Origin of the sequence: Serratia sp. BIGb0163, from assembly GCF_024809935.1 — a bacterium.
Lineage (GTDB): Bacteria > Pseudomonadota > Gammaproteobacteria > Enterobacterales > Enterobacteriaceae > Serratia > Serratia quinivorans.
Genome location: NZ_JANUDZ010000004.1, coordinates 185660 through 198633 on the forward strand (window position 1 = coordinate 185660; position 12974 = coordinate 198633).

Below are 12974 nucleotides of genomic sequence, written 5' to 3' on the forward strand. Positions count from 1 at the left end.
CGTGGGCCTGGCCTGGTTAGTTTTGTGCGGCGGCTGCCGTTGTGGGTTCTACGCTGTGCAGTCGCACATAGCCCAGTTGATCCGGTGTCAGGCCGCTGAAACGCAGCTCAAAACTGTATTCCGTTTTGGGCAGCAATGAGTCCTGGCTCACGATCGGCTGCGAAAGTGCTTCAGCCGTCAGTGGATTGCCGGTGGTCGCATCCAATTGGCCCCATTCGACAATGGCCTTGAACGCCGGCAGGGAGGCCTGCGATAGCGTGCGAACGTGCAGTATGGCCTGGGTGCCGTTAGCCTCGCTTTTCACGTGGCTGAGTGACACGCTCAGTTCACCGAGACTGCTTTGCAAACGTGCGGCGTTATTGGCTGCCGGCAGCAGATAGACGCCGCTGGTGGAGTTCTTGTTCAACTGGTTTTGCTGTTCCAGCGCCGTGGCCTGGTTAGTCAGGGTGGTTAATTGCTGATTTAGCTCAACCACCTGATTATGCAGCTTGGGCACTTCGCGAGTTTGCGCGCAGCCTGCCAGCAGCACCAGTGTGCTGAGCAGGAAAATCTTGGGGTAACGGGTTGTCATGGCGGGGATTTCCTATTCAACTTCTCCTGTTATCAGCTTAGTCCGCCTGATGGGGAAAGTCATGTTGATTGTCCTTTCGGGGCGTCGTTCATAGGGGCGCTCCGCAACAAATAGCCGACGGCCTTTGTTGTAACCGTACTTCGGGGTAAACTGTTCTTAACTATGAAAACGTTTATCAGGACGTGTTATGCATTGCCCTTTCTGCGCCGCCGTTGATACCAAAGTCATTGATTCCCGCCTGGTGGGTGATGGTTCGCAGGTGCGCCGTCGCCGCCAATGTTTGGTTTGTAATGAACGTTTCACCACCTTTGAAGTGGCTGAACTGGTGATGCCACGGGTAATCAAAAGCGATGAAGTGCGTGAGCCATTCAACGAAGACAAGCTGCGTCGCGGCATGCTGAAGGCGTTGGAAAAACGCCCGGTCAGCTCCGACGACGTGGAGAACGCGATCAACCACATTAAATCCCAGTTGCGCGCCACCGGCGAGCGTGAAGTCCCGACCAAACTGGTCGGTAACCTGGTGATGGACGCGCTGAAAAAGTTGGATAAAGTGGCCTATATTCGCTTTGCCTCGGTTTACCGCAGCTTTGAAGATATCCGCGAATTCGGCGAAGAGATCGCCCGTCTGCAGGACTAAAGGGGCTTTGATGCATAACGACGAGTTTTATATGGCTCGCGCCTTTGAGCTGGCGCGACTGGGGCGTTTTACTACCGCACCGAATCCCAATGTCGGCTGCGTTATCGTGCGCGATGGCGAAATCGTCGGCGAGGGTTTCCATCTGCGCGCCGGTGAACCGCACGCGGAAGTCCATGCGCTGCGCATGGCGGGCGAAAAGGCGCGCGGTGCCACCGCTTATGTCACGCTGGAACCCTGTAGTCACCACGGCCGCACGCCGCCCTGTGCCGATGCGTTGGTCGCCGCCGGCGTAGCCCGTGTGGTGGCGGCGATGCAGGATCCCAACCCGGAAGTTGCCGGACGTGGCCTGTATAAACTGCAGCAGGCGGGGCTGGATGTGCGCCACGGTTTGATGCTGGCCGAAGCTGAATCGGTGAATCTGGGTTTCCTCAAACGGATGCGCACCGGTTTCCCTTATGTGCAACTGAAGCTCGGCGCCTCACTCGATGGCCGCACGGCGATGGCTTCCGGCGAAAGCCAATGGATCACTTCACCGCAGGCACGTCAGGACGTGCAGCGTCTGCGGGCGCAAAGCGCCGCTATTCTCAGCACCAGTGCCACCGTATTGGCTGACGATCCGTCACTGACGGTGCGCTGGGATGAACTGGACGCCGAAACGCAAAGCATTTACCCGCGTGAAAACCTGCGTCAACCGTTGCGCATTATTCTGGATAGCCAAAATCGCGTCACCCCACAGCACCGGGTGGTACAACAACCGGGGCAAACCTGGCTGGCGCGCCTGCAGCCGGATGAGCAAATTTGGCCGCAGGATGTCGAGCAACTGACCTTCCCGGCACACGGCGGTGGCGTTGATCTGGTGGTGATGATGATGCAACTGGCGAAACGCCAGGTGAATTCCATCTGGGTCGAGGCCGGCGCGCAGTTGGCCGGTGCCTTGTTGCAGGCCGGGCTGGTTGATGAGCTCATTTTGTATATCGCGCCAAAACTGTTGGGTGATAATGGCCGCGGTTTGTGCCATTTGCCGGGCCTTGAACACCTGACCGATGCACCGGAATTCGTCTTCAGCGAAGTGCGGCAAATCGGCCCTGATTTGCGGCTGCGGCTGAAAGCAAAATACTGATTTTAAAACCTGCGTGCCGGGTCGGCTGTCGTTTTACAAAACCGCCGCGCAGGCAGATAAAGAATGTGATAGAATCCGCCCCCCTGCGGGGTATTGAACCCATTTTTAAGGAAAGCCCATGAAAGTTATCGAAGGTGTTGTTGCTACTCCAAATGCCCGTGTGGCGATTGCAATTGCACGTTTTAACAATTTCATCAATGACAGCCTGCTGCAAGGTGCTATCGACGCACTCAAGCGCATTGGTCAGGTTGCTGACGACAACATCACCGTTGTCTGGGTCCCGGGCGCTTACGAGTTGCCGTTGACTGCACGCGTGCTGGCTAACACCGGCAAATACGATGCAGTGATCGCACTGGGCACCGTTATCCGTGGGGGCACCGCGCACTTCGAATATGTCGCGGGCGAAGCCAGCTCCGGCCTGGGCAGTGTTTCTCTGAACACTGAAATCCCGGTTGCCTTTGGCGTGCTGACGACCGAAAGCATTGAACAGGCTATCGAGCGTGCCGGCACCAAAGCGGGCAACAAGGGCGCTGAAGCGGCTCTGACCGCACTTGAAATGATTAATGTTATCAAAGCTATTAAAGCCTGAATTTAGTTAAGGGGAATTCCGTGAAACCTGCTGCTCGTCGCCGCGCTCGTGAGTGCGCTGTTCAAGCGCTTTACTCTTGGCAGTTGTCTAAAAATGACATTGCCGATGTTGAACACCAGTTCCTGTCGGAGCAAGATGTCAAAGATGTAGACATCGTCTATTTTCGGGAGCTGCTGTCCGGCGTGGCGGTGAATGCAGGTCTGCTGGATAGCCTGATGGCACCTGTCCTGTCGCGTCAGCTCGAAGAGCTGGGCCAGGTAGAAAGAGCCGTTCTGCGTATTGCGCTGTATGAGCTGAAAATGCGTGAGGATGTGCCTTACAAGGTGGCAATTAACGAGGCGATCGAGCTGGCGAAAACCTTCGGCGCTGAAGACAGCCACAAGTTTGTGAATGGCGTGCTGGATAAAGTGGCACCAAGCATTCGCAAGAAAAAATAAAAAATTAAGGCCGGTATCCCCGGCCTTAATTTCTTCTATTGGAATATCGACCATGGCATGTGGCGAATTTGACCTCATTGCCCGCTATTTTGACCGGTTTAAGAGTCTGCGCCGGGATGTACAGTTGGGCATTGGAGATGACTGCGCACTTCTGACAGTGGCAGAAAAACAGCTTTTGGCCGTCAGTACCGACACTCTCGTTTCGGGCGTTCACTTCCTGGCGGATATCGATCCCGCCGATCTCGGCTACAAAGCACTGGCAGTTAACCTGAGCGACCTGGCAGCCATGGGCGCCGATCCCGCCTGGCTTTCACTGGCGTTAACCCTGCCGGAGGTGAATGAACCCTGGCTGAAGGCGTTCAGCGATAGCCTGTTCGAACAACTTAATTATTACGGTATGCAATTGATTGGCGGTGATACCACACGCGGCCCGTTAAGCATGACGTTAACCATTCACGGCCTGATCCCGGCCGGGCGGGCATTGACCCGCAGCGGTGCGCGTATCGGCGACTGGATCTACACCACAGGCACGCTGGGTGACAGCGCCGCCGGTCTGGCTGTGCTGCAGGAACGCTTGCAGGTAGCGGACGCCGAGGCACGCAATTACCTGATTGGCCGTCATCTGCGGCCTCAGCCACGGGTATTGCAGGGGCAGGCACTGCGCGATCTGGCCAGTTCGGCGATTGATATTTCCGACGGCCTGATTTCTGACCTGAAACATGTGCTGAAAGCCTCTGAATGCGGTGCGCGCATCAATCTCGATGAGCTGCCGTTGTCGCAGGCGTTAAGCAGCCATACGGATGCAGATCAGGCGCTGCGCTGGGCATTGACCGGCGGTGAAGATTACGAACTCTGCTTCACCGTACCGGAAATCAACCGTGGTGCACTGGAGGTGGCGTTAAGCCATCTGGGCGCTGACTATACCTGTATTGGTCAGATTGGCCCGCTTTCCGAAGGCATCAAATTCTACCGCAGCGATGAAGTGGTGGAACTGCCGTGGCACGGTTTCGATCATTTCAGCGAAGGGCAGGCGTAACATGGATGAAGCTAAACGCCGCTTGCGGATGAGTAATCCGTGGCACCTGCTGGCCACCGGCTTCGGTAGCGGTTTGTCGCCGGTGATGCCGGGCACCATGGGTTCACTGGCGGCGATCCCTTTCTGGCTGCTGTTGATCCAACTGCCATGGCAACTGTATTCGCTGTTGGTGATGTTCAGCATTTGTATTGGCGTCTACCTGTGCCATCAGACCGCCAAAGATATGAAGGTGCACGACCACGGCAGCATCGTCTGGGACGAGTTTGTCGGGATGTGGATCACGTTGATGGCACTGCCGGTCAACGACTGGCAGTGGGTTGCGGCAGGTTTCGTGATTTTCCGTATTTTGGATATCTGGAAGCCATGGCCGATCCGCTGGTTTGATCGCAATGTGCACGGTGGCATGGGGATCATGGTCGACGATATCGTCGCCGGGGTCCTTTCCGCCGGTATCATCTACCTGATTGGTCACCATTGGCCGCTTGGGTTGTTCTGATTTTGAGGGCGCAGTTCAATGCTGCGCCCCTGAACCCTCCAGGTTATTCAAATCCTGTCACGTGGTGCGGCACATAAGCCGTTTCCAGCTCGGCAATCTCTTCCGGTGTTAACTCAAGATCGACGGCGGCGACGGCGTCTTCCAGATGGTCATGGCGTGACGCACCGATAATCGGCGCGCTGACGACAGGCTTGCTCAACAGCCACGCCAGTGCGATTTGCGCACGGGGCACACCGCGTTCTTCGGCAATACTGGCCACGCGTTCGGCAATGATGGCGTCGATGCCCTCGGTTTCATCGTACAGATTTTTACCGACCTGATCGGAGACCAGACGCGCAGTGGTTTCCCCCCAGGGGCGGGTTAAGCGACCCCGCGCCAACGGGCTCCAGGGCAGCACGGCAATGCCTTCGGCAGCGCACAGCGGTAACATCTCACGCTCTTCTTCACGCTGGATCAGGTTGTACTGGTTCTGCATGCTGACAAAGCGCGTCCAGCCGTGCAGATCGGCGGTGTACAGCGCCTTGGCGAACTGCCAGGCGTACATTGACGATGCGCCGATGTAGCGTGCCTTACCGGCTTTCACCACATCGTGCAGCGCTTCGAGCGTTTCTTCCAGCGGCGTTTCATAATCCCAGCGATGGATCTGCAACAGATCAACGTAGTCGGTGCCCAGCCGCTTGAGGCTGTCGTCAATGGATTGCATGATTTTGGCGCGCGACAGTCCCTGCTGCAGATTACTCAGGGGGAAATAGACTTTGGTGGCGATCACTACCTGGTCACGGCGGGCATAATCGCGCAGTGCCTGGCCGACGATCTCCTCACTGCTGCCGTCTGAGTAGCTGTTGGCGGTGTCAAAGAAGTTGATGCCGGCATCCAGCGCCTGTTTCAGCAGCGGTCGGCTGCTTTCCTCCGGTAACGTCCAGGCATGGTTGCCACGGCTGGGTTCGCCGTAGGTCATGCAGCCCAGACAGATACGTGAGACGTTCAGGTCGGTGTTACCCAGTTTCAGATACTTCATGCTTGCCTCCCGGTGTCAGCACAGAACTTTAACTGTAGCGGATTTTCGGATGACAGAAATAAAAACGCCCCCGCAAAGCGGAGGCGTCGATCGAGCGGGCGCGACGATTATTGCGCCAGCCAGACCTCAATTTGCCGCTGGATGCCGGCGGCGTCCAGGCCGAGATCGCTACGGACTTCTTCCTGGCTACCCTGGGAGACAAAGAAGTCCGGCAGGCCGATATTCAGCACCGGTACCACACGGCGCCTGGCCATCAGCAACTCGTTCACGCCGCTGCCGGCACCGCCCATAATGGCGTTCTCTTCCAGCGTGACCAGTGCGTCGTGGCTGGCTGCCAGTTCCAGTATCAGCTGTTCGTCCAGTGGCTTCACAAAGCGCATATCCACCAGCGTTGCGTTGAGCGTTTCCGCTACCTGCGCGGCTTCCGGCAGCAATGTGCCGAAATTCAGGATCGCCAGCTTTTCACCTTCACGGCGGACAACGCCTTTGCCGATCGGCAGAGAGTTGAGAGGTTCCAGCGGTGCACCGGTACCATTGCCACGTGGATAACGCACGGCGCTTGGGCCTTCGTTATAGTGATAGCCGGTGTACAGCATCTGACGGCATTCGTTTTCATCACTTGGCGTCATGATCACCATGGTCGGGATGCAACGCATAAATGACAGATCAAAGGCTCCCTGGTGAGTCTGGCCGTCAGCGCCGACAATACCGCCGCGATCGATGGCAAACATCACCGGCAGCTTTTGAATGGCGACGTCGTGGATCAACTGATCGTAAGCGCGCTGCAGGAAGGTGGAATAAATTGCTACCACCGGCTTATAACCGCCAATGGCCAGACCGGCAGCGAAGGTCACCGCGTGCTGTTCGGCAATCGCCACGTCAAAGTATTGTTGCGGATAGTCGCGAGAGAACTGCACCATGCCCGAGCCTTCACGCATGGCCGGGGTGATGGCCATCAGCGAGCTGTCCTTGGCGGCGGTTTCACACAGCCAGTCGCCAAAAACTTTTGAATAAGTTGGCAAGCCGCCGGCGCTTTTCGGCAGGGTACCGCTGGCCGGATCGAATTTCGGCACCGCGTGGAAGCTGATCGGGTCTTTTTCCGCCGGGGCGTAACCGCGGCCTTTTTTGGTCATGATGTGCAGCAGTTGCGGGCCTTTCAGGTCACGCATGTTTTTCAGCGTGGCAACCAGCCCCTGGACATCGTGGCCGTCGACCGGGCCGATATAGTTAAAGCCCAGCTCTTCGAACAGCGTGCCCGGTACCACCATGCCTTTCAGGTGTTCTTCGGTGCGTTTGACCAGCTCTTTAATCGGCGGCAGGCCGGACAACACTTTTTTACCGCCTTCGCGCAGGGTGGAATAAAGCTTGCCGGACAGCAGCTGCGCCAGATGGTTGTTCAGCGCGCCGACGTTTTCCGAAATCGACATTTCGTTATCGTTCAGCACCACCAGCATATCCGGATCGATATCACCGGCGTGGTTCATGGCTTCAAACGCCATGCCGGCAGTGATCGCGCCATCGCCGATCACGCAGACGGTACGGCGATTTTTGCCTTCACGCGCAGCGGCTACGGCCATGCCGAGACCGGCACTGATCGAGGTGGAAGAATGACCGACCGACAGGACGTCGTATTCACTTTCTGCCCGCCACGGGAAAGGGTGCAGGCCATTTTTCTGGCGGATGGTGGCGATTTTGTCGCGACGACCGGTCAGAATTTTATGCGGGTAGGCCTGGTGGCCAACGTCCCATACCAGATGATCGAAGGGGGTTTGGTAAACATAGTGCAATGCCACCGTCAGTTCGACGGTACCCAGCCCGGAGGCAAAGTGGCCGCTGGAGCGGCTGACGCTGTCCAGCAGGTATTGCCGAAGTTCGTCACACAGCTTCGGTAGGCTCTCTTTTGGCAGCGAACGGAGTTCATCCGGATTTTCCGCTAGCGCCAAGGTCGGGTATTTGGCTATATCAAGACTCATTCGATACTCATATCAGAGGAGTTAACGTCACACGTTAATTGTCGCGTTCAATAATGAAGCTGGCTAACGCTCGCAATGGCGCTGTGTTATAAGATTGTGCTGCCAAAGTGTCTAATGCAGCTAAAGCTTCCTGATAGAGATCCCACGCTTTTGCTTTCGCGCTGTCAAGCCCGAGCAAAGCTGGATAGGTGCTCTTTCCGTGTTGCTGGTCCGCCCCCTGGCGTTTACCGATTTTTTCGGTTTCGCCGACCACGTCCAAAATATCATCCTGTACCTGGAACGCCAGGCCAATCGCAGCGGCGTAGCGATCAAGCTGCACCAGTGCGGCGCGGCCAGGCTCACCGGCGGCTAACGCCCCAAGGCGAACGGCTGCGCGAATCAAGGCGCCGGTTTTGTGTCGATGGATTTGCTCCAGCGCTTCCAGACCAATCTGCCGGTCTTCGGCTTCCAGATCCAGCGACTGGCCGCCACACATGCCGGCAACGCCGCTGGCGGTTGCCAGTTCGGATATCATCGCCAGCCGGTCGCGCAGTGCCACGTCGGGCATCTCGGCATCGGCCAGAATGGAAAATGCCAGCGTTTGCAGGGCATCGCCGGCCAAAATGGCGTTGGCCTCACCAAATTTGATGTGGCAGGTCGGCTGACCGCGACGCAGATCGTCGTCGTCCATCGCCGGCAGATCGTCATGGATCAAAGAATAGGCGTGAATGCATTCTACCGCAGCGGCGGGCGCATCCAAATTATTCAGTGATACGCCAAACATCTGCCCAGTGGTATACACCAGGAACGGACGCAGACGTTTACCGCCCAGCAGCGCGCCGTGACGCATTGCCGCCACCATGTTGCCATCATTGAACGGCAGTGGCGCGATAAAATTAAGCAGCGTGCGGTCGGCCCGCTGGCGTAAAGCCTGCAACTGGTCAGAAAAGGCGGTCTGTTGGACAGTCTCGGACATGGTGATTACTCGGCATCCGGTGTGAAAGGCGTCAGCGCGGCATCATCGGCGCTGTCGTTAAGCAAAATTTGTACGCGTTGCTCCGCCTGCTGCAGTTTCTGCTGGCCCTGGCGTGCCAACTGTACGCCGCGTTCGAACTCATTGAGCGCGTCTTCCAGCGGTAACTCACCCGATTCCAGACGCGTGACGATGCTTTCCAACTCGCTAAGGGAGCTTTCAAAGCTGACGCTTTGCTCTGTACTGTCTGATTGTGCAGGTTTTTTTGGCATAATTTTCTTTTTACATCATCATGTGAACAGTGGCGCCAGAGCCTATCTTAGCGGGTCTTGATTGGCAAATCATGGCGCACAAGTGTGGTTTTGTGCACCGAGCTCCACCAGATAGTGGTATACTCGGCGCCGCAAATGCGATTGATAAAACATTCGGCAGCCCCGTTGGTTTTATCAATCGCATATACATTGTAAATCCTTTTCCCTCGTAATTCTGACAATAAAGACCGCCATGAAGTTTATCATTAAATTGTTCCCGGAAATCACCATCAAGAGCCAATCTGTGCGCTTGCGCTTTATCAAGATCCTCTCGACCAGTATTCGCAACGTCCTGAAGCAGTATGATGAAACACTGGCGGTTGTCCGTCACTGGGATCATATCGAAGTTCGCGCTAAAGATGAAAACCAGCGGCCGGTGATTGCCGACGCGCTGACGCGCATTCCCGGTATCCACCACATTCTGGAAGTGGAAGACCGCGACTATACCGATATCCACCATATTTTCGAGCAGACGCTGGAAGCCTACCGCGAGCAACTGGAAGGCAAGACCTTCTGTGTACGCGTTAAGCGTCGCGGCAAGCAGGACTTCAATTCGCAGGACGTGGAGCGTTACGTCGGTGGCGGTCTGAACCAGCATATTGAAAGCGCGCGCGTTAAGCTGTCGCATCCGCAGGTGACGGTTAACCTGGAAATCGAAAACGACAAGCTGATGCTGGTGAAAGCCCGCCGTGAAGGCATCGGCGGCTACCCGGTAGGCACCCAGGAAGACGTACTGTCGCTGATTTCCGGTGGTTTCGACTCGGGTGTTTCCAGCTATATGCTGATGCGCCGCGGTTGCCGCGTGCATTATTGCTTCTTCAATCTGGGTGGCGCGGCGCATGAAATTGGCGTGCGCCAGGTAGCTCACTACCTGTGGAACCGCTTTGCCAGTTCGCACAAGGTGCGCTTTATCGCTATCGATTTTGAACCTGTGGTTGGCGAGATCCTGGAAAAGGTCGAAGACGGCCAGATGGGCGTGGTGCTCAAGCGCATGATGGTGCGTGCCGCTTCGCAGATTGCCGAGCGTTATGGCGTGCAGGCATTGGTGACCGGTGAAGCGCTGGGGCAGGTATCCAGCCAGACGCTGACTAACCTGCGCCTGATCGACAACGCGTCTGATACGCTGATCCTGCGTCCGCTGATCTCCCACGATAAAGAGCACATCATCAAAGTGGCGCGCGAGATTGGTACCGAGGACTTCGCCAAGACCATGCCGGAATACTGCGGTGTGATCTCGAAAAGCCCGACGGTGAAGGCGATTAAAGCCAAGATCGAAGAAGAAGAAGGGCACTTTGATTTCAGCATTCTTGATCGCGTGGTTAGCGAAGCCAAGAACGTGGATATTCGCACCATCGCCGAGCAGACTCAGGAGCAGGTTACCGAAGTCGAAACCGTGGCGGAGTTCGATGCTGACCAGGTGATTCTGGATATTCGTTCTAACGACGAGCAGGAAGATAAACCGCTGAAGCTGGATCAGGTTGAGGTGAAACCGCTGCCGTTCTACAAGCTCAGCACCCAGTTTGGCGACTTGGATCAGAGCAAAACCTACCTGCTGTACTGTGAGCGCGGCGTGATGAGCCGCCTGCAGGCGCTATATTTGCTGGAGCAAGGCTTCACCAATGTTAAGGTTTACCGCCCGTAAGTCATTTAGGGGGCGCACTGCCGCCCCCATGATTTAGTCGCGGAAGTCGTACATTCCAGGTATCAATACCAGCTGAGCGGCGATCTCCGCCGCTTTGGCTTTCCCCAGCAGCAAATCAATCAGCTTCAGCGCAAACTCCATTGAAGTTCCCGGCCCCTGGCTGGTGAGCAGGTTAACGCGCGGATCGAACACCACACGTTTTTCTATCCATTTGTCGGCCGGGATCTGTTCTTTCAGCCCCGGGAACCCGGTCATATTGCCAATGGGGAACAGATCGTGGTGTTGCAGCACCAGCGCCGGTGCTGCGCAGATGGCGGCGACGATATTGCCCTGCAGGTGCATCTGACGCACTTTCTCCACCAGCAGCGGGCTGTCGCGGAAGCACTCGGCACCTTTCAGGCCACCGGGCAGCACTATGGCGTCGAAAGGCTCGTCCACAATCGACACTAGTGGTGCATCGGCCAGCAGTTTTACCCCGCGTGAACAGACGATGGTCAGGTCGCCATCGCCCGCTACGCTGGCGGTAGTCACTTTAACGCCCGCCCGCACCAGCAGATCAATGGTGGTGACGGCTTCGATTTCTTCGCTACCAGGTGCCAGGCAGACCAGCGCCGATACGCTCATATTCATTTTCCTTTCGCTTAATCAATTCAAACAGACGTGCGTTCTCTGGCAGAGTCACGCCGTGGCTACGCGCGCGGCGCAGCAGGTAACCGGTAATGTAGTCGATTTCGGTGTGTCGCTGGGTGCGGATATCCTGCAGCATTGAAGAGACGTTGTCCGCAGTGCTTTGGATCACTTCCATGACGTACTGCTGCAAACCCTCGCATGAGGTGTGGTAGCCCTCCATTTCCATCACGCTGGAGACCTCGCGGCAGATAAGCTCGATTTGTTCGGGATAGCGTTGCAGATCGCCATTACGGCAGTTATACAGCGCCGTGAGCGGGTTGATCACGCAGTTGACCGCCAGCTTGCGCCAGTTCGCCGAGGCGATATTATTGTGCCAGGCGACGTCAGGCAGGGCCTCGTGCAGCACTTCTGCCAGGTGGCTAAGTGATTGCGCTGCCGGGGAGGTCGGGCCGATATGGGTGGTGCCACCGGCGACATGGATAATAGTGCTGCCGTCATGACGCGCCGCATGGGTAGTGGTGCCCTGCAATATCGGTTGGTTGTTCGCCGGCAGTTCGTCCTGGGTGCCCATGCCGTTATGCAGCAGCAGGATCGCGCAGCGTGGGTTCAACTTTGGCAGCAGCGTGCTGACCGCACTCGATACCTGCCAGGCTTTCAAGGTGACCAGCAGCAGTTCGCTCTGGGCTAAATGTTCGGGGTCGTTGGTGGGTAAATTACGGTTGAACGAAGCGCCTTGCGGCTCAATCACGTTCACTGCGCAGAAGGGTTGTGGCACCCGTAGCCATCCCTGTACATCGTGACCCTGCTGATAAAGCCGGGAGAGCCACAGTTGTCCGAGCGCGCCGCAACCAAGAATAGTTATTTTCATCCAGACTCCTTGGGGTAACGGGAATATCGCTCAATGACTGTCTTATAATTATAGACTTTTCTGCTGTTCGGCGGCTTATCCGCCGGTAGCTTCAGCCGATTTTGCCTGAGACGCTAAAGCGGTTATCATGCTCGGCATCGAAATCGCCTATCCCATTAGGCTCTCATTCAGGAGGAAGAAGTATGCCATCTTTCGACATTGTTTCCGAAATTGATATGCAGGAAGTGCGTAACGCCGTCGAGAACGCCACGCGCGATCTGGGCACCCGTTGGGATTTCCGCAACGTGCCGGCCAGCTTTGAGCTGAACGAAAAAGACGAAAGCATTAAAGTTGCCAGTGAGTCTGATTTCCAGGTGCAGCAGTTGCTCGATATTCTGCGTGAAAAGCTCAGTAAACGCAGCATTGAAGGCAGCGCACTCGAGATCCCGGAAGAAATGACTCACAGCGGTAAAACCTACAGTGTGGATGCCAAGCTGAAGCAGGGGATTGAAAGCGCCCAGGCGAAGAAACTCGTCAAGCTGATCAAAGACAGCAAGCTGAAGGTCCAGGTACAGATTCAGGGTGATGAAGTGCGGGTGACCGGCAAATCACGCGACGATCTGCAGGGCGTGATGGCGCTGGTGCGCGGTGCCGATCTCGGACAGCCGTTCCAGTTCAAGAACTTCCGCGATTAAGGTTTTTGCGAAGGTGACGA

General features: G+C 56.4%; 15 protein-coding genes. 8 read left to right on the top strand and 7 right to left on the bottom strand.

The features are described from left to right. Positions 1-16 precede the first annotated feature (16 nt). Positions 17-571, bottom strand: a complete 555-nt coding sequence (locus M2406_RS15995) for a DUF3251 domain-containing protein (RefSeq protein WP_259190611.1) — start codon at positions 569-571, stop codon at positions 17-19. Positions 572-758: 187 nt separating this feature from the next. On the opposite strand from M2406_RS15995, the gene nrdR reads away from it, so the two are divergent. The 6 genes from nrdR to pgpA all read left to right on the top strand — a co-directional run bounded on the left by nrdR (position 759) and on the right by pgpA (position 4886). Beyond that, a complete protein-coding gene (gene nrdR, locus M2406_RS16000) occupies positions 759-1208 on the top strand; it encodes a transcriptional regulator NrdR (RefSeq protein ID WP_004949256.1) in 450 nt (149 codons plus the stop codon). 10 nt (positions 1209-1218) lie between these two features. Beyond that, positions 1219-2328, top strand: a complete 1110-nt coding sequence (gene ribD, locus M2406_RS16005) for a bifunctional diaminohydroxyphosphoribosylaminopyrimidine deaminase/5-amino-6-(5-phosphoribosylamino)uracil reductase RibD (protein ID WP_218218648.1) — start codon at positions 1219-1221, stop codon at positions 2326-2328. A gap of 118 nt (positions 2329-2446) precedes the next feature. Beyond that, positions 2447-2917 (top strand): 6,7-dimethyl-8-ribityllumazine synthase, encoded by a 471-nt coding sequence (gene ribE / locus M2406_RS16010; RefSeq protein ID WP_012005513.1) that lies wholly within the window; start codon positions 2447-2449, stop codon positions 2915-2917. A gap of 20 nt (positions 2918-2937) precedes the next feature. Further along, positions 2938-3354 carry a transcription antitermination factor NusB gene (nusB, locus tag M2406_RS16015; protein ID WP_012005514.1) on the top strand — a complete coding sequence of 139 codons (417 nt, stop codon included), beginning with the start codon at positions 2938-2940 and terminating at the stop codon, positions 3352-3354. A 52-nt stretch (positions 3355-3406) separates the two neighbouring features. Beyond that, positions 3407-4390, top strand: a complete 984-nt coding sequence (gene thiL / locus M2406_RS16020) for a thiamine-phosphate kinase (RefSeq protein WP_012005515.1) — start codon at positions 3407-3409, stop codon at positions 4388-4390. 1 nt (position 4391) lies between these two features. Continuing rightward, on the top strand, positions 4392-4886 hold the full coding sequence (gene pgpA / locus M2406_RS16025) for a phosphatidylglycerophosphatase A (RefSeq protein ID WP_012005516.1): 495 nt from the start codon (positions 4392-4394) through the stop codon (positions 4884-4886). Between the two features lie 43 nt (positions 4887-4929). On the opposite strand, the gene M2406_RS16030 is transcribed toward pgpA, so the two are convergent. The 4 genes from M2406_RS16030 to xseB form a co-directional block, all read right to left on the bottom strand. Further along, positions 4930-5904, bottom strand: coding sequence for an aldo/keto reductase (locus M2406_RS16030; protein WP_012005517.1), 975 nt, complete (start codon positions 5902-5904; stop codon positions 4930-4932). 107 nt (positions 5905-6011) lie between these two features. Continuing rightward, a complete protein-coding gene (dxs, locus tag M2406_RS16035; RefSeq protein ID WP_012005518.1) occupies positions 6012-7877 on the bottom strand; it encodes a 1-deoxy-D-xylulose-5-phosphate synthase in 1866 nt (621 codons plus the stop codon). A 34-nt stretch (positions 7878-7911) separates the two neighbouring features. Next, positions 7912-8832, bottom strand: a complete 921-nt coding sequence (ispA, locus tag M2406_RS16040; protein ID WP_115183140.1) for a (2E,6E)-farnesyl diphosphate synthase — start codon at positions 8830-8832, stop codon at positions 7912-7914. 5 nt (positions 8833-8837) lie between these two features. Continuing rightward, positions 8838-9101, bottom strand: coding sequence for an exodeoxyribonuclease VII small subunit (gene xseB / locus M2406_RS16045; protein ID WP_012005520.1), 264 nt, complete (start codon positions 9099-9101; stop codon positions 8838-8840). Positions 9102-9333: 232 nt separating this feature from the next. On the opposite strand from xseB, the gene thiI reads away from it, so the two are divergent. Beyond that, entirely contained in the window at positions 9334-10782 is a 1449-nt protein-coding gene (thiI, locus tag M2406_RS16050) for a tRNA uracil 4-sulfurtransferase ThiI (RefSeq protein ID WP_012005521.1), read from the top strand. 33 nt (positions 10783-10815) lie between these two features. Here the strand turns inward: thiI and yajL are convergent, their stop codons facing one another. Further along, the gene (yajL, locus tag M2406_RS16055) at positions 10816-11406 is read right to left on the bottom strand and encodes a protein deglycase YajL (protein ID WP_153857828.1); all 591 of its coding nucleotides are present in this window, start codon (positions 11404-11406) and stop codon (positions 10816-10818) included. Beyond that, positions 11369-12280, bottom strand: coding sequence for a 2-dehydropantoate 2-reductase (gene panE / locus M2406_RS16060; RefSeq protein ID WP_259190614.1), 912 nt, complete (start codon positions 12278-12280; stop codon positions 11369-11371). The genes yajL and panE overlap by 38 nt, the downstream gene beginning before the upstream one ends. 182 nt (positions 12281-12462) lie before the next feature. Here panE and M2406_RS16065 point away from each other — a divergent pair, with 182 nt between their 5' ends. Continuing rightward, entirely contained in the window at positions 12463-12954 is a 492-nt protein-coding gene (locus M2406_RS16065) for a YajQ family cyclic di-GMP-binding protein (RefSeq protein ID WP_012005524.1), read from the top strand. The last annotated feature ends 20 nt before the right edge of the window (positions 12955-12974 follow it).